The sequence below is a fragment of the Gemella sp. zg-1178 genome, from assembly GCF_018790995.1.
In the GTDB taxonomy this organism is placed as follows: domain Bacteria; phylum Bacillota; class Bacilli; order Staphylococcales; family Gemellaceae; genus Gemelliphila.
The window spans coordinates 1-17,178 of sequence record NZ_JAHKEI010000025.1; the positions used below are offsets into that span (position 1 = coordinate 1).

The 17,178-nt window shown below is 24.9% G+C and carries 14 protein-coding genes; 12 read left to right on the forward strand and 2 right to left on the reverse strand.

Going from position 1 to position 17,178, the window contains the following annotated elements; translation table 11 throughout:
* From KMP12_RS06315 to tarQ, 5 genes are all read left to right on the forward strand, one after another.
* Window positions 1-878, forward strand: an 878-nt coding sequence (locus tag KMP12_RS06315; protein WP_215756895.1) for an N-acetylglucosaminidase, incomplete at its 5' end; no start/stop codon positions are given.
* Between the two features lie 134 nt (window positions 879-1,012).
* Window positions 1,013-2,236 carry a DegT/DnrJ/EryC1/StrS family aminotransferase gene (locus KMP12_RS06320; RefSeq protein ID WP_215756896.1) on the forward strand — a complete coding sequence of 408 codons (1,224 nt, stop codon included), beginning with the start codon at window positions 1,013-1,015 and terminating at the stop codon, window positions 2,234-2,236.
* 159 nt (window positions 2,237-2,395) lie between these two features.
* The gene (locus KMP12_RS06325; RefSeq protein WP_215756897.1) at window positions 2,396-3,382 is read left to right on the forward strand and encodes a glycosyltransferase; all 987 of its coding nucleotides are present in this window, start codon (window positions 2,396-2,398) and stop codon (window positions 3,380-3,382) included.
* 499 nt (window positions 3,383-3,881) lie between these two features.
* Window positions 3,882-5,324, forward strand: coding sequence for an O-antigen polysaccharide polymerase Wzy family protein (locus tag KMP12_RS06330; protein WP_215756898.1), 1,443 nt, complete (start codon window positions 3,882-3,884; stop codon window positions 5,322-5,324).
* A 5-nt stretch (window positions 5,325-5,329) separates the two neighbouring features.
* Entirely contained in the window at window positions 5,330-6,343 is a 1,014-nt protein-coding gene (gene tarQ, locus KMP12_RS06335) for a teichoic acid biosynthesis protein TarQ (protein ID WP_215756899.1), read from the forward strand.
* A gap of 73 nt (window positions 6,344-6,416) precedes the next feature.
* Here tarQ and KMP12_RS06340 read toward each other — a convergent pair whose 3' ends face one another.
* Complete coding sequence (locus tag KMP12_RS06340; RefSeq protein WP_215756900.1) at window positions 6,417-7,229, reverse strand: LicD family protein; 813 nt, start codon at window positions 7,227-7,229, stop codon at window positions 6,417-6,419.
* On the reverse strand, window positions 7,226-8,713 hold the full coding sequence (locus KMP12_RS07870) for an oligosaccharide flippase family protein (RefSeq protein WP_215756901.1): 1,488 nt from the start codon (window positions 8,711-8,713) through the stop codon (window positions 7,226-7,228). Before KMP12_RS07870 ends, KMP12_RS06340 begins: the two co-directional genes overlap by 4 nt.
* A 131-nt stretch (window positions 8,714-8,844) precedes the next feature.
* On the opposite strand from KMP12_RS07870, the gene KMP12_RS06350 reads away from it, so the two are divergent.
* From KMP12_RS06350 to KMP12_RS06380, 7 genes are all read left to right on the forward strand, one after another.
* Window positions 8,845-9,711 carry a choline kinase family protein gene (locus KMP12_RS06350; RefSeq protein WP_252344733.1) on the forward strand — a complete coding sequence of 289 codons (867 nt, stop codon included), beginning with the start codon at window positions 8,845-8,847 and terminating at the stop codon, window positions 9,709-9,711.
* Window positions 9,701-10,579, forward strand: a complete 879-nt coding sequence (locus KMP12_RS06355; protein ID WP_215756902.1) for a DMT family transporter — start codon at window positions 9,701-9,703, stop codon at window positions 10,577-10,579. The genes KMP12_RS06350 and KMP12_RS06355 overlap by 11 nt, the downstream gene beginning before the upstream one ends.
* A 160-nt stretch (window positions 10,580-10,739) precedes the next feature.
* Complete coding sequence (locus KMP12_RS06360) at window positions 10,740-11,729, forward strand: glycosyltransferase family 2 protein (protein ID WP_215756903.1); 990 nt, start codon at window positions 10,740-10,742, stop codon at window positions 11,727-11,729.
* A gap of 15 nt (window positions 11,730-11,744) precedes the next feature.
* On the forward strand, window positions 11,745-12,845 hold the full coding sequence (locus KMP12_RS06365) for a glycosyltransferase (RefSeq protein ID WP_215756904.1): 1,101 nt from the start codon (window positions 11,745-11,747) through the stop codon (window positions 12,843-12,845).
* 1 nt (window position 12,846) lies between these two features.
* Window positions 12,847-13,881 carry a sulfotransferase family protein gene (locus tag KMP12_RS06370; RefSeq protein WP_215756905.1) on the forward strand — a complete coding sequence of 345 codons (1,035 nt, stop codon included), beginning with the start codon at window positions 12,847-12,849 and terminating at the stop codon, window positions 13,879-13,881.
* 18 nt (window positions 13,882-13,899) lie between these two features.
* The gene (locus KMP12_RS06375; RefSeq protein WP_215756906.1) at window positions 13,900-14,928 is read left to right on the forward strand and encodes a glycosyltransferase family 2 protein; all 1,029 of its coding nucleotides are present in this window, start codon (window positions 13,900-13,902) and stop codon (window positions 14,926-14,928) included.
* Window positions 14,929-15,284: 356 nt separating this feature from the next.
* Window positions 15,285-17,063 carry an NTP transferase domain-containing protein gene (locus KMP12_RS06380; protein ID WP_215756907.1) on the forward strand — a complete coding sequence of 593 codons (1,779 nt, stop codon included), beginning with the start codon at window positions 15,285-15,287 and terminating at the stop codon, window positions 17,061-17,063.
* The last annotated feature ends 115 nt before the right edge of the window (window positions 17,064-17,178 follow it).

The following is a 17,178-nucleotide window of genomic DNA, read 5'->3' on the forward strand; positions in this document are numbered from 1 at the left end:
AAACAGGCTGGTATCAAGAAAATGGCAAATGGTACTATTTAGAAGCAGACGGCAACCTAGCAAAAAACAAGTGGATAGGAGACTACTACCTAGGAGCAAATGGAGCGATGCTAACAAGTAGTTGGACGCCAGACGGCTACTATGTAGATTACAGTGGTAAGTGGCTAGCAAACAAAACAAAACAAACAGGCTGGCATCAAGAAAATGGCAAATGGTACTATTTAGAAGCAGACGGAAGCCTAGCAAAAAGCAAGTGGATAGGAGACTACTACCTAGGAGTAAATGGAGCAATGCTAACAAGTAGTTGGACACCAGACGGCTACTATGTAGATGAAAATGGTAAGTGGATGCCTAATCAAACAAAAAATAATAAGGTAGCTAAGTCAGGTGTTGAAGTATTTCAATATAAGAACTTAAAAACTAAAACTAATTACAGTGCTGAAGATTTAAATAGAATGATTGCTATAATGGGAGGTTCTTCTAGTAAACTTTTAAACAAGGGAGCAACTTTTAAAGCAGCAGAAGAAAGATATGGAGTGAATGCCTTATATCTTTTATCACACGCAGCATTGGAAAGTGCTTGGGGTAAAAGCAGAATAGCTGTTGATAAAAATAACTTTTTTGGGATAAAAGCCTATGATACAAATCCTTATCAATCAGCCACAACTTTTGATAATGTTGATGCAGGAATTTTAGGGGCTGCAAAATGGATTAATAATAGATATTTAATTAATACTGGTTTTCCAGCTAGGGGTGCATTCCTAGGAGATAAAAAATCTGGTATGAATGTCTACTATGCTACCGATCCACTTTGGGGCTATAAAATTGCTAAGATAATGTATAATTTAGATAAAAAAATGGGCATGAAAGATTCTTAATATTTTTTATAGCCATAAGAAAGAAATAAAAATATTTTAATTTTATATTTACTATAAATAATTTTTATTTATAACATTAAGTATGGTATAATTTACTTTATATCATACTTATTTAAATTTTCAGGAGAAATTTTATGACAAAATTAAATATACCATTTTCGCCACCAGATATTTCAAATGAAGAAATTGCTGCGGTAACAGAAGTCTTAAAGTCAGGTTGGATAACAACAGGGCCAAAAACAAAAGAACTAGAAAAAAAATTGTCAGAATACACACAAAGCCCAAAAACAGTGTGCTTAAATTCTGCTACTGCCTCACTAGAATTAATTCTTCGTGTTCTTGAAATTGGTCAGGGTGATGAGGTGATAGTTCCTGCTATGACTTATACTGCATCTTGTTCAGTAATTTATCATGTTGGAGCTAAGGCTGTAATGGTTGATATCCAAAAAGATAATTTTGAGATGGATTATGACAAACTAAGTTCAGCAATTACAGAAAAAACAAAAGCAATAATACCTGTTGACTTGTGTGGAATACCATGTAACTATGAAAAATTATTTGAAATAGTAGAAGAGAAAAAAAATATCTTTAAAGCAAGTAGCGACTACCAAGAAAAATTAGGAAGAATTGCTATAATTAGTGATGCGGCCCACGCCTTAGGAACAGTATATAAGGGGAAAAAAGTTGGTAATATAGCTGATTTTAGTTCTTTTTCATTCCATGCAGTTAAAAATTTCACAACTGCCGAGGGAGGTAGTGCTACTTGGAAAGAAAATCCTAATTTTGACAATGAAGAACTTTATCAAAAATTTCAGATATTATCACTACATGGACAAACTAAGGACGCCCTAAGCAAGATGAAAGCAGGTTCTTGGGAATACGATATAGTAATACCTGGTTATAAGTGTAATATGACTGATATAGTAGCTTCAATAGGTCTTGTTCAATTAAATAGATATCCAGCTTTACTTAAGCGTAGATATGAAATAGTGGATATGTATGACAAATTTTTTGAAAATACAAGAATAAAATTCTTAAAACATAAAACAGAAGACTATCTATCATCGCATCATCTTTACATAACTCATGTTGAGGGGGCAAACTTAGAACAAAGAAATGAAATTATTACAAGATTAGCAGAAAAGGGAATTAGTGCCAATGTTCATTACAAACCACTGCCCTTACTAACTGCATATAAAAATAAAGGTTTTGATATAAAAGATTACCCTAATGCCTACAAATATTTTGAAAATGAAATTTCATTACCCTTAAATACAAGATTGACAAATGAAGAAATAGAATATATTATAGAAACTTACAAAAATATAGTTGAAGAGGTATTTAATAATAAAATGTAAAAGTATGTTATTTTATTATTAATTAAGTTTAAGTATTAGAGTGTAAACTTTAGAAATGTATAATAAAAAAATTTATTGTTTTTAATAATAAGAGTATAATAATAAAATTAATCTGTATAAAATAATATAAAAATATATGAAAGGTTTAGCAAGATAAATATGAATGATGAATTAATAAGTATAATAGTACCAGTATATAAAGTAGAAAAGTACTTAGAAAGATGCATAAATTCAATTTTATTGCAAACCTATAAAAATTTAGAAATAATCTTAGTTGATGATGGTTCACCAGATGATAGTGGAAAGATGTGCGAAGAACTAGCTAAAACAGACAGCAGAATAGTAGTCTACCATAAAGAAAATGGGGGGCTATCAGATGCAAGAAATTTTGGTGTAGAAAAAGCAAGAGGAAAATATATAGGCTTTGTTGATAGTGATGACTATATACATGAAAATATGTATCAGCACCTTTATGAAACAATAAAAACTAATAATATTGATATAGCAGAGTGTAATGTTACTAGAGTATATGGTAATAAGGAAAAACCTCATTATGCTGGAGAAGAATTTTGTAATATACTAAGGCTAGATGATTATATAAAAGAGTATCTAAGTATGGAAAAAGTTTATGGTTCTGTCTGGTGTAAATTAATATCATCAGATATAGCTAAAAAATTAAAATTTCCAGTAGGGAAATATTATGAAGATATGTTTTATAATTATGATTTGTTTAAAGTAATAGACAAAATTGCTATAACAAGTAAATGTTACTACTATTATTACATTAGAGAAAATAGTATTACAACTGAAAAATACACTAGCAAGCAAATGGATATTATAGAAATATTAAATACTATTAATGACTACATATTGAAAGAATACCCACAGTTTTCAGAAGAAAGTTTTATTCGTCTTACTTATGCTTATCTTTCGACCTTTAATCATTTAATAGTTGATAATGATTATAAAAATTATTCAGAATTTATAGAGCTTAGAGAATATTTTAAAAATAACTTTTCTAAAATATTAAAGAGTAGCAAGGCAGCAAAAGAATTAAAAATTTCAGTCTTAATTTTAAATGTTAATATTAAACTTTATAGATATCTTTATAAAAAATATAAATCAAGAACGATATTGAATAAATAATTATTATGAAAAAGTGTTAATATTCCTACCTTCAAACTATCTTTTTGGAGGATGGTTAATTCTGACTTTGATAAAATCTTAATGCAGAAAAATATAAAAGATAAATTATTTTGATTATTTATGCTTAATTTTATTTAAGAAATGGTGGTTAGATTACTCAATTTATAACTTCATAATATAGCAGAGTATTATGATGTAATGCTTTATGAAAGATATCCAAGATTTAATCATATAAAAATAATTCTTCAAATGCTAATACTTTACCTAAAGCCCTTTTTTCAAGCTTTTTATCTAAATGGACGGCAAAAATATCTAATGAGTAAATTTGATGAATATATAACAATATATAATTATCAAAATATCTTTAATATAGACTACTATTTTAAATATTTAAACTAGATATAGGAATATTTGAAGTTGCAGAATATACTTTTTCTGAAGATTATTTTTCAGAAGAAAAAATGAAAAATTTAAATTTAGAGTAAAAGGAGGTGCTATATTGAATATAGAAAAAAAAGTAATTAGTTTAGCTGCTTTTTTCAGTTATAGCATATTTTTTGCATTTATCCTGTTTTATTTTTATTCTGATGATGTAATATACTTATTAATAAGTGCAATTTTATTGTTAGTAACGTGTATAATCTATACTTTTAAAAATTTAAAAAATTATATAATTCACTTGATATTTTATTTGCTGATATTTTTATTTTTACTATCTTTACCAACAATAGATTATTTTAAAACTGGCTATTTACCTAATTATCAAAATTATATATATGAATTTTGTATAAAAATAATAATGCTATCTGTCATTTCTATTTTTATCGGTGGTCTTATAGGAGATAGATATTATAGCAAAAAGAAGCTTGTAGAATATCAATACGATTATAACTACATTAAAACTATTAGAATAGTAGCCGTAGTTTTATTATTTTGTACCTATCCGGCCTATTTAGCCTTAAATATAGAAAAAGTTTTATTTAAGATAAAAGTAAATGATTATTATCTATATTTTGCTACATTTGAAAGTAAACTTCCTTTAATAGTTCACTATTTAGGGAATTTTGCATTCTTTATATTAATATTTTATTTGGCGACAAAACCAAAAAAACTTTATGCCAGTATTGTATTATTGTTATATGTATTTGCAAATTTTATAATTTTACTTACGGGAACTAGAAATCCTTTTATACTAAGCTTAATATTTTCATTTGTTTATTATTTTGTAAGAAATCAAACAGAAAAAGGAAAATGGATAGGATATAAGGAAAAAGTTTTAATGGCTATTTTCTCCCTACCGATAATTGTAATAATGAGTATTATAAATTATACTAGAGATGGGAAAAACGTAGGGAATCTTAGCTTTATTGATATTATTATAGATTTTATTTATAAGCAGGGAAGTAGTTTTAATGTTCTTGCTTGGGGATATATGTATCAAGGAGACTTACCTAATCGTGAATTAAGAAACTATACTTTTGGCAGTATAATAGATTATATTTATAGGGGAAAAATTGGGAATTTATTGTTTAATTCGGTAGATATTCCATCTACTGATAGATTAACAGTAGCTTTAGAAAGCAACTCTCTTGCTCATAATTTATCTTATATTGTTTACCAAAAATATTATTTAGAAGGTCATGGCATAGGGGACAGTTATGTCATAGGTAATTATATTGATTTTGGTTATGTAGGAGTAATTTTAATGGGTATAATTTTAGGATTTATATTTGTATTTTTATTAAGAAAATTATACATTGGAAAAATAGTAATATCATTTTTAGCTTTAGTTATTTTAACAGAATTATTTTTTACACCTAGAGGTTCTTTTTCAGCTAGTTTTTCTCATGTGTTGGAACTTCCTTTATGGTTTATAATTTTGCTAATATTACTAACGTCTAATATTTTGAAGAAAAATAAGGCTTATTTGATAAGGAGATAAATAAAATGTTTGAAAATTATTCTTTAGCAGATTTATTTGCTAATATATATAAAAAATTAAGGGTAAACATTATAGGAGCATTAATTATATATTTATTGATAGCTCTACCTTTAATTTATAAAACAATAAATACTAAAACTGTAAGCAATGTAAATTCCAACTTTTCTAGTTACGTCATTTACAAAATATCTACTCCACAGACCACTTCTGAAAAAAAAATAAATAATGTCTATGGCGGATATAGTGATTTTTATTCTAAAATAATATCTGCTAACATTAATGGAGCTTATTTATTTAATGATTCTAAAGAAGAGGACTTAAAAAAATATGCAGCAACATTAGGAAGTGATGCAACAGTACTTAAAAATTCAAATATAGATTATTGGATAAAAAAAATAAAAATTAATCCTTTAGAAGAAAATAAGGGAGTTTCAGTAGAAATACTTACTCCTAATAAAGAATTGAATTTATTTATTGAAGGTAAGATAGATAGTATAATTAAAAATTATTCAGGCGTTTATAGCGATGTAACTATTGAAAAATTAAATACGGTATATTCTAATTCATCAAGTTCAGAAAATATGGAAATAACTTATAGTAAAAAACAGTTAGTAATTAAATTAGCATTAATTGGGGTATTGACTTTAATATTTGTTGCTGGTGTGAATTTCTTACTATATATATTTAATCCAACAATTAATAGAATAGGAGATTACAATAGATACAAGGAAGTTAAAAAAGTTTTTGATATTACTTCTTCAAAAGATATAGCTGTCGTTACTAAATATTTTTCTAATGATATTACACTTATAACTACAAATAAACTTGTACATAAAAAAGTAATAAAAGCAGGATATAATATAAAATTATTAAGATCTGTAAGTGATTTTGAAGGAATTTTAAATCCTATATTTGTAGAAGAGTATGGAAGCACAAGATATAAAAATTTTGAAAAAGCCTTGCAACAGTTAAATAATTTTGATAAAAAAATATTAGGTATAATTTCTTATGAATTATAATATTTAATTAAAATCCTTGTATAATATAATAATATTTTCTTAATATATTTGAAAAAAATAGTAACTAAAATTTTTAGTTACTATTTTTTTTATCTGTATAATAAGCATAAAATTTATGGGGTACTTGTTCAGATTTTTTTGGTAATTTCATGTAATCATTGTACAAGTAGGTTAAAACTTCATCATAATTTTTAGGGGCTGGGAATTTATGATTTTCAAATTCTAATTCTATTAATTCTCTTCCTGTATTAAGAGGTAAAATATCCTTCTCTTTATTTTTGGATATAATAAATGCGGAAAAAGTGGGCTTATTTGAAGTGTATTTTTTTATTATTTTTTCTATTACTTTAGCAAAAAATTTAGGATGGATAGGTCTTACTAGGTACCACATAATAATCCTGCATAAATCTTTTATTTTACTGTCCTTGTATGTAACATTTTCTTTTTTAATAAATGATAGATATTTTAAACTTTCAAAGAAATAACTTATATTAATAACTTTTTTGTTATCAAAATAGTCTAGGGGGAATATATCAATAAAAATTCCAGAATCATAACTTTTTGTTAAATCACTGTAAATTATTTTAGTTTCTGAGTTGTGAATTTTAATAAAGTTATTAAAATAATTTTTTTCACTTTCTAGTGAAAGTATTTTATATTTAGAAGTATCATTTTTAAATAGTTTAATAAATTTATTATAATTTTCTCTAGTCATTGTTATATCTATATCATCATCCCAGGGGATAAAACCCTTATGTCTTACAGCTCCTAAAAGAGTTCCGTAATTTATAAAATATTCAATATTATTTTTTTTGCAAAAACCATCTATATAAATTAATATGTCTAATCCTATTTTTTTTATTTCATTTAATTCTAATTTTTTCATTTTGCCAGCCTTTTTATTTTACCTTTTATAAAGTATATAGTATCATAAAGCATTTTATCTTTCGATATGTATAAAATTAAGAAATAAATTAGTCCACAAGAAATTATTTTTATAGCAATACTTAGTATAGTTATTTTATTTATGATAATACTATGTGGAATAAATTTTTCTACAATTAATGATACTACAAAAAATGTTGAAGAAATTATGGTGTATTTTAAAAAGTTTTGAAGTAAGTTTTTTAAATTCATTATATTTTTTCTAATAATAAATTGCACATAGAGTATTACAACTATTATTTCGGCTACTATGGTTGTCATGATGTAGTATTCAGGTGAGAATAAATTATTATAGAAGAGTAGAGAATTTAGGGCGAGATTGCTTAAACCCCCAATGGCAATATACAGAGCTAGTTTTTTTTCATAACCTTGTACAAATAAAATTTGAATACCTATTATATTATCTAAGGCCAAAATTAATGCTCTTATTGAAAATATTGATGTAACTATTCCAGCTGATAAGAATTTATCTCCCCCATAAATAAGAGTAGCTTCTGTCCCTAAAATCATAAGTCCAAAGCTTATAGGAGTTATTAGAAATAAAAAAAACTGACTTCCCTTATTTATTAAATTGGTATAATCTTCAATTTTATTTTCTCCCCAATAGTAGCTTAATCTAGGTATATTAACACTTATGGCACCACTTATAACACCTGTAATTAGCATAACTATATTATAAGATACTACATAGTCTGATATATTTGTAGATACAGGAGAGTTTGTTAAAAATATTCTATCTAAATAGATATATAGCATATTTAGATTGGATAGTAATAAAATTGTAAATAGGGGGGATAGTAATTTTAATAAGTTTTTAATTTTAATTTTAACAAACTTAACTTCTTTTTTTATCCATATAAAACTTATTAGCATATTTAAAATTTCTGCTAGGGTCATTATTGAAACGTAGGGTAATACGTCGTCAGCATCTTTTATGAGAGTAAAGGTTAATGTGAATATTGTTAATCTTACTACTATAGTCTTGTATAAAATAAAAGTATAATTTTCAAATGCTTCATTTATCCATTCTATATATAGGAATTGACATAATATTTGGAGACCTAGTATAGAATAAACATATATTTGAATATTATTTTTATAATCTAAAAAATTTGTTACGTAAGTATAGTATATCAAAGATGTTATTAAGGTCGATATTACAGACAAAAAAAATAGTTCTGAAAATAATTCATTCCTTTTTTTTATATTGTTTTTTACCTTGCTTATAGCTCTAACTCCATAGGTATATATTCCAAATGTGGCAAAAGGAATAAATAGTTGAGCTATGGTGTTTGATGCATCAAATAAACTTATATTTTCCTTTGATAATGTTCTAGCAATATAGGGTCCTGTAATCAAGGGGAATAGGATATTTAAAACTCTTACTGTAACAGATGCTAGGGCGTTTATTTTTAAATTCTTCACTATTAATTCTCCTAAAAAATATTTATTAATTATAACACATTATTGATTACTTGTTAATAAATTTTAAATATAAGTCTACTTGTGGTATAATTATTTTGATTTAGAATTTTATTATTAGGAGAGTGAGTTATTTGAATTATAAAGAAATTATAAAGATTTTTGATAAAAATTTTTCTCAAGATGTAAATAATATAGAAGTAATAGGAGGAATGACTAACTACAATTATTTAGTCGAAACAAATAAAAAAAAATATATACTTAAATTTTTTGGTAGGGGAACAGAAAAATTAATTAGCAGAGAGTTGGAGAAAAAAAATTTAGAGATAGTAAAATTATTTAATCTTGATGTTAATAATTATATATTTGATATAAAACAAGGTATAGAAATAAATGAATATATTGAAAATGCAATTACTTATGATGAAAAAATAATAAAAACAAAATTATCTTCTATATCTAAAATATTACAAATAGTTCATTTGTCAAAACCACAATTTAATTCAAAATTTGATATTTTTTTTGAAATTGAAAAGTATGAAAGTTTGATAGAAAATTCTATACCTTATAAAAATTATAAAGAAATTAAGTTAGAAATAATAAAATTAAAGGAAGAATTAAACAAGATAGGACTTGATTACAAAAATTGTCATATAGACCTGGTTCCTGAAAATTTTATTGAAGATACTAAGGGTAGAATATATCTTATTGATTGGGAGTATTGTGCAGTAAATGATCCTATGTGGGATATAGCATCCCTATTTTTAGAATCTAATTTTATAAAATCAGAGGAAGAAGAATTTTTTAATTTTTATAAAACTGAAAAAACTCCTATAAATCAGCAAAAGATATTTATATATAAAATTTTGCAAGATATTCTTTGGAGTTTGTGGACGGTTTATAAAGAAGAACAAGGTACATTTTTCGGTACTTACGGGAGAGATAGATATGAAAGAATGTTAAAGAACTTAGAGGAGTATAAGGCAAGATATGAAAAATAAAAGTAAAGTATATATAGGTTTATTTTCTGGCTTATTTTGGGGGATGGGTCTTACTTTAAGCGGCTTATTATTTTCTATTTTTGATGTTTCGCCATTTTTAGTTTCGCTTGTTCATGATTTTTTCAGTCTTATTTTTTTAGGGCTATTAATAGTTATAAAATATGGGAAGATAAATTTTAAAATATTTTCTAGTATGAAAAATTACAGCTTAGTTCTTGCGGCTATTTTAGCTGGTCCTTTAGGTATGCAGTTTAATTTATATGCCGTTAAATATCTTGGTGCAGGCTTTGCTTCGTCAGTTACTGCCATATATCCTGGCTTAGCTGTGGTCTTATCAATAATATTTTTAAAAAATAAGGTTAATAAAGAAACTATTTTTGGAATAATTCTTATAGTGCTAGCTTTGTTTTCTCAAACATTTGAAATAAGTAGTGGAGCAAGAACATATTTAGGAATTTTATTTGGTCTATTATGTGCTTTGTCTTGGGCTAGTGAGAGTGTATTATCATCTTATGCGATGGATAATGATTTAAGACCCATAGAGGCTCTGTTTATACGTCAAACTACATCTTTTCTAGCCTATTTACTAATAATAATTTTTAATAAGGTAGATTTTAATTTTGTTGCAAAAGGTAATTTTATATTAATAGTAGTAGGTATGGTTTTAGCAAATATGCTTTCTTATCTATTATATTATGCTGCCATAAATTATTTGCAGGCTTCAAAAGCTACGGGACTAAATGTTACCTATGTAATTTGGACAGCAGTATTTTCATTTATTATTTTAGGAACAGATTTGACTATAAGAACAATTATTAGCTCATTTGTAATAATTTTAGGAGTTTATATTATTATAAGAGAGAAGTAAATATACATTTACATATTTTTGTGTAAATTGCATAAATAAGTTTAAAAATAAAGATTTTTATTTTACCACAGTAATAATTTGAATACTGTGGTAAATTTTATATAATATATCTATCAGGAATATGGTATACTATTTTATAATTAAAGATTAAGGAGATATTATGTATTTAACTATAGCTGTTGCAGTTTATAATGGAGAAAATTATTTAGAACGTTGTTTAAATTCAATTTCTAAATCAATAGAAAATTATAAGGGTAATAAAGAAGTTGAAGTATTAGTAATAAATGATGGATCAAAAGATAATAGTGAAGTTATTTTAAGAAACTATTCAAATATTTTTAAAAATTATGTATTAATTAATAAAGAAAATGGTGGATTAAGTTCTGTAAGAAATTATGCTGTTGAAAATGCTAAGGGAAAATTTTTATGGATGATTGATGTGGATGATGAAATAATAGAAGATGCTGTATCTAATGTTTTAGATAGGATAGATTCTGATATAAATATATTTAATTATACTCAGATATCAAATAAAAAAATTCAAGTAAGCCTAGATAGAATAATTTTGCAAAAAGATTTCATTCTATCAGATAATAAGAAAATATTATTAACAGCTCCGTCTTCTTGGAAATTTATTTTTAATACAGAATTTATAAGAAATACAAATTTAAAATTCTTGGATAGGACATTATATGAAGATTTGAACATAAGTCCGAAATTACTAACCGAAGCAAAAAGCATAAGTAGTTTTGACATTGATATATATAAATATTATATTAATAGTAACTCTATTATGACAAATAAGGATATAGAAAAGAAAAAAGATATATTTATCGTCATGAAAGATTTAAAGAAATACTTTGAAGAAAAAAATATTTTAGATACATATTATGCAGAACTAGAATATTTACACATTCATCATATGCTATATGTAAGTTACGTTTCTATTATACAAATTGATAAAAATTCTAAAGTTTTAAAGGAACTTCGTGATTATGTAAATAATATTTATCATAGCTGGCTAAATAATAAGTATTTACAAAAAGAAAATATTATGAAGAGGACTATTTTAAAATATGTATATAGTGATAATAGATTGTTAGTAATATCATTATTAAAAATAAAAGAAATATTACAAAAATTTTTATAATAAAAGGGACATTAAATGAAAAAAATATTATTTACAGTATGGACAACCAGAGAGGGTGGCGGTGCTGAAAAAATTTTGTCTAATCTAACTAGAGAGTTAGAAAAAAAATACGACATAGATGTCTTAGAAGTTGGAAAATTTAATAATCATAAAGTTAATCTAGGTGAAAAAACAAGATTATTAAAGCCCCTACTTAATAAAATTGATGATAGGAGAATAAAATATCTTTTTAAGAGACTTTTCTTTGAGTATGTTCCTAATCTATATAAAAGGGTTAGATGCCGAAAAAAATATGATTATGAAATAGCCTTTAATTATCTTTATCCTGCTTATTTAATAAATAAAAATACAAAAAGTATTGCCTGGAATCATGGAAGTATTGAAAATTTACTAGATGAAAAAGAAAAATTTAATAAAATAAAATACGGTAAGGCCTTAAAAAATATTGATAGAATAGTAGCAATATCAAATAAAACTCAGCAGTCGATAGTTGATGTTTATCCTGAATATGAAGATAAGGTAGTAAAAATATATAATGGCTATGACTTTTCAGATATAATTAAAAATTCTAAAGAAGAAGTTGAGTATGAAAAAGATTCTTTATTGTTTTTAGGAAGATTAGAAGAAGCTAAGGGGATAAAAAGATTATTGAATATCTACTTAGAACTAGTTAAAAAAGATATAAAACAAAAATTATATTTATTAGGAGAAGGTGAATTAAAGTCTTGGGTTGAGGATTTTATTAAAGAAAATTCTTTAGAAGATAGAGTAATTTTATTAGGTTACAAATCTAATCCATATCCTTATATAAAATCTTCATCCTATATTTTAATGACTTCAAAAGGTGAAGGGTTTCCTACCGTTTTTGTTGAAGGTTTAGCACTAGGAGTTGGATTTGTTAGCACAAATGTAGGAGGAGTAGAAGAATTATCTAATTTAGGTAAGTGTGGTTTTGTTAATGACTACGATAGAGAGTTAATAAATTATTTAGCTAGCGAGTTAAAAAAAGATAAGAAAGATAGATTAATCAAAAAAGAATCTTGTTTAGGTCATGTTGAAAATTATACATTAGAAAAGCAAGTTTCAAGTTTAATTAATTTACTTGAGGAGATATAATATGAGTAAAAAAATTATTGTACCCACAGGCTATATGGGAAGTGGTTCATCTGCAGTAACAGATATACTGCGTGAATATAAGGGGATAAACACAAAAAATGCAGACTATGAATATATATTTTTACATATGCCAGATGGAGTTTTTGACTTGGAAGATAAGTTATTATTAAATAATAATGCTCTTAGAAGTGATGAAGCCATTAAAAATTTTAGGAATAAAATTAGTGATTTATATTCTTTAAGAGGTTGGTGGCCTGGTAATTATAAAAAATATGTATCGGCTAACTTTTTAGATATAGTAGATAAGTATATTCAAAAAATTAAATTTGATAGTTTTAGTGGAGTTTGGTACTATAATGAAAAATATAGGGGCTTTAAACTTTATAAAAGAGCTATAATCAATAGAAGTCTAAAACTTTTTAATAAGCCACCTAAATTAGATAAATTTGATATAGAGTACACATTTATAAAAGAGGATAAATTTTATCAATATACAGGAGAATTTATAGAAGATTTTGTAGAGGAATTAAATAAAGATAGTGAAAAGGATATAGTATTAGACCAACTTTTATTGCCTCACAATGTATATAGGTTGGATAATTATGCTAAGTATTTAGATATTAAGGTTGTGATAGTAGAAAGAGATCCCAGAGATGTTTTCATCATGAACAAATATGTATGGGTTAAAAATGGGGTACCAGTCTTATATCCTGAAGACGTTTATAAATTTTGTCGCTATTATAAAGAAATGAGAGAGAATGAAAGAAAAAATAATTATGAGGTTTTAAGAATAAAATTTGAAGACTTAATTTTTAACTATGATAATAGTATAAAAATGATAGAGGCTTACCTAAATTTAGATTCTACTAATCATATAAAGAAAAGAAAATATTTTAATCCTGATATTTCAATAAATAATATTCAAATTTATAAGCAAGAAAAATATAAAGAGGAAGTAGCAGTAATTGAGAAAGAATTAGAAAATTATCTTCATATTACAAATAAAGAGGTAGTTTCTAATGCAAATCCTTTTTAGAAAAAACAGAGGTGGCTTATGTTAGTATCTGTAATTATAGGGTTACTAAATGAAGAAAAATATTTACCGAGATTAATTAAAGATTTAGAAAACCAAACATACCCTAAAAAGAAAATAGAAATAATTTTTATAGATGGTATGTCGTCAGATAATAGTTGGAATATACTAGAAAAATTTAAAGCAAGCAGTAATGAATTTAATAATATTTTATTACTAAAAAACCCTAAAAAAATATTGTCTGCGGGTATGAACATTGGTATAAAAAATGCTAGTGGAGATTGTTTTTTAAAAGTAGATTGTCATTCGCACATAAGCAAAAATTTTATCGAAGAAAATGTTAAAACTATTTTATCAGGTGAGCAAGTTTGCGGAGGACCTAGACCGAGTATAATAGAAAATGAAGATAGTTTTTCAAAAACTTTATTACTGGTAGAAGAAAATATTTTTGGTAGTGGAATTGCCAACTATCGCAAACAAAGCGATGATAATAAAATAAAATATGTTTCTTCAGTATTTCAGGGTATGTACAAAAGAGAAGTATTTGAAAAAGTAGGTTTGCTAGATGAACTAGTTGGCAGGGTAGAAGATAATGAAATACATTATAGAATTAGAAAAAATGCTTATAAGATAGCCTACAACAATTCTATTTTATCCTATCAATATACAAGACCAAATCTAAAAGGAATGTTAAAACAAAAATATTCTAATGGAGACTGGATAGGAAAAGTTAGCCATGTTTATCCTAAATGTTTTTCTATATTTCATTTTGTTCCCTTATTATTTGTTTTAGCCATAATAGCTTCCTTATTACTTAGCTATTTCAGTAGCATTTTTTTAGTAATATTATTTTCAATTTACTTTTTATTCATAATTTTAGTAAGCAGTTTAGCCATAATAAAGAATGAATTTTCTATGACAAATTTACTATTACCCTTTTTAATTTTTGCAGTTCATCTTTCTTACGGACTAGGAACTTTGCTAGGATTAATTAAAGGCTTTAGTTGGAAAAAATATTATTTAAAAAATAAAAAAATAGACTACATATAAAATTTTTGTAATAAATCTTAAAATGATTTGTAAATATTTACTATCAGTAGTTGACAATTTAAAATATATTTTTAGTAATTTATAAAATTTTAAACAAGAAGATATAACTTAAAAAGTTTATATCTTTTTTATTTTTCATAAAATTATTGTTTAAACAGTAGCAAAAATTTACATAGTAAAGTCAAAATTTATAATAAATTCAATTTTAATTTTTTATATTTGTTAGTATCATAAAAAATTTTTTATAAACATATTTCTTTTAATTTTTCTTTACTAATAATAGTTACTGTGATATTATTTTATAGTATGTTCAAATAAGGAATATTAAAATAAAAAAATGAACATTGGAGAGAAAATTGAAAGAAGCAAAATTTAATTTATTAAATATTATTGAAAAAAATGGTAATAAGTATTTATCGCAAAGAGAAATTGCAGAAAGGTTATCTATATCATTAGGAAAAGTAAATTCTTTAATAGCAGAATTAAAAAATGAAAATTTATTAAGTGAAGATATAAGTATTACGGAGAAGGGTTATAAATCTTTAGAACCTTACAAAGTTCAAAATGCTGTAATTATGGCAGCAGGTATGAGTAGTAGATTTGCTCCCTTATCCTATGAAAGTCCCAAAGGATTATTAATAGTCAAGGGCGAAAAATTAATAGAAAGACAGATAAAACAACTTCAAGAGGTTGGAATAAATGATATTACTCTAGTAGTAGGTTACATGAAAGAAAAAATGTTTTATCTCGAAGAAAAATTTAATGTAAATATAGTTATTAATTCAGACTATAATAGATATAATAATAGCTCATCATTAAAACTTGTAACTCATAAATTAGCTAATACCTATATTTGTTCTTCAGATAATTATTTTGTAGAAAATCCATTTGAAAAATATGTATATCACGCCTATTATTCTTGTGTTTTTGAAGCTGGTTCAACAGAAGAATACTGTGTTAGCTATGACAAAAAAAATAGAATTTTAGATGTAACTATCGGCGGAAAAGATTCTTGGACAATGTTGGGGCATGTTTATTTTGATAAAAATTTTAGTGATAAATTTGTAGAAATTTTGAATAATGAATATAAGTATTCAATTACAAAAGAAAAATTGTGGGAAGACCTATATATTAGATACATTAAAGATTTAGATTTATCTATAAGAAAATATGACAAATCAAATATCAAAGAATTTGATTCACTAGAAGATTTAAGAAGTTTTGATGAAAAATATATTAATAATGCTAACTCAGATATTTTAAGAAATATTTGCAAAGTATTAGATTGTAAAGAAAGCGATATAGTCAATATAAAACCTATACAATCAACTGCAACCAATACTTCATTTAAGTTCAAAGTTTTAGGGAAAAATTATGTTTATAGGCATCCTGATATAGATACAGAACTTTATATTAATAGGGCTAGTGAAGTAGCTACCTTAGAAATTGCTAAAAAATTGGAAATAGATAAGTCATACATATATGTAGATAAAAAAGAAGGTTGGAAATTAGCTTATTTTATGTATGACACAACAAGTCTGGATTATAAGAATAAAGAACATGTATCAAAGGCTATTAAAATATTAAAAAAACTTCATAATAGTAGCGAAACTACATCTTTTGAATTTAATATTTGGCATGAAATAGATAAATTAAAAAAACATTTGTCTAAATATAAAAGAACAGATTTTAATAATATGTCTTATATGGAAGATATGATAGCAAAATTAAAAGTATATTTAGAAAATAAGGATTCAAAAAAAACTTTATGTAATATCAACACGAATCCATCAAATTTTATAATTGATAAAGAAGATAAAATGTATCTGATAGATTGGGAATATTCTGGAATGGCTGACCCTGCATTAGACTTAGGAACTTTTATTTCTTGTTCAGATTTTAATTTAGAAGAAGTGGAGAAAACAATAGCAGATTATCTTGAATACAAACCAAGTGGCAAAGAGTTAGGACACTTTTTTGCTTATATTTCTGTAATGTCATTTTACTGGTTTTTATGGGCAATAAATCAAGAAAACAAGGGCAAGATAATTGGAGAATATCTTTATACTTGGTATAAATTCAGTAATTTTTATGGTAAAAAAGCATTAGAAGTTTACAAAAAAACCAAGACATAAATTAAAAAAATTTTACTTATTATTTATTTTTGTAACCAAAAAGTAATAAAAAAGAAACTCTACAGATATTATAAATAAAGAAAATATATGTTAGAATAATCTAGCATAAAGAATA

Bases quoted from the DNA above. Each gene is read 5' to 3' on its own strand.
- KMP12_RS06360 (WP_215756903.1), top strand. From the start codon at position 10,740: ATGTATTTAACTATAGCTGTTGCAGTTTATAATGGAGAAAATTATTTA.
- KMP12_RS06325 (WP_215756897.1), top strand. From the start codon at position 2,396: ATGAATGATGAATTAATAAGTATAATAGTACCAGTATATAAAGTAGAA.
- tarQ (WP_215756899.1), top strand. From the start codon at position 5,330: ATGTTTGAAAATTATTCTTTAGCAGATTTATTTGCTAATATATATAAA.
- KMP12_RS06340 (WP_215756900.1), bottom strand. From the start codon at position 7,229: ATGAAAAAATTAGAATTAAATGAAATAAAAAAAATAGGATTAGACATA.
- KMP12_RS06375 (WP_215756906.1), top strand. From the start codon at position 13,900: ATGTTAGTATCTGTAATTATAGGGTTACTAAATGAAGAAAAATATTTA.
- KMP12_RS06320 (WP_215756896.1), top strand. From the start codon at position 1,013: ATGACAAAATTAAATATACCATTTTCGCCACCAGATATTTCAAATGAA.
- KMP12_RS06370 (WP_215756905.1), top strand. From the start codon at position 12,847: ATGAGTAAAAAAATTATTGTACCCACAGGCTATATGGGAAGTGGTTCA.
- KMP12_RS06365 (WP_215756904.1), top strand. From the start codon at position 11,745: ATGAAAAAAATATTATTTACAGTATGGACAACCAGAGAGGGTGGCGGT.
- KMP12_RS06355 (WP_215756902.1), top strand. From the start codon at position 9,701: ATGAAAAATAAAAGTAAAGTATATATAGGTTTATTTTCTGGCTTATTT.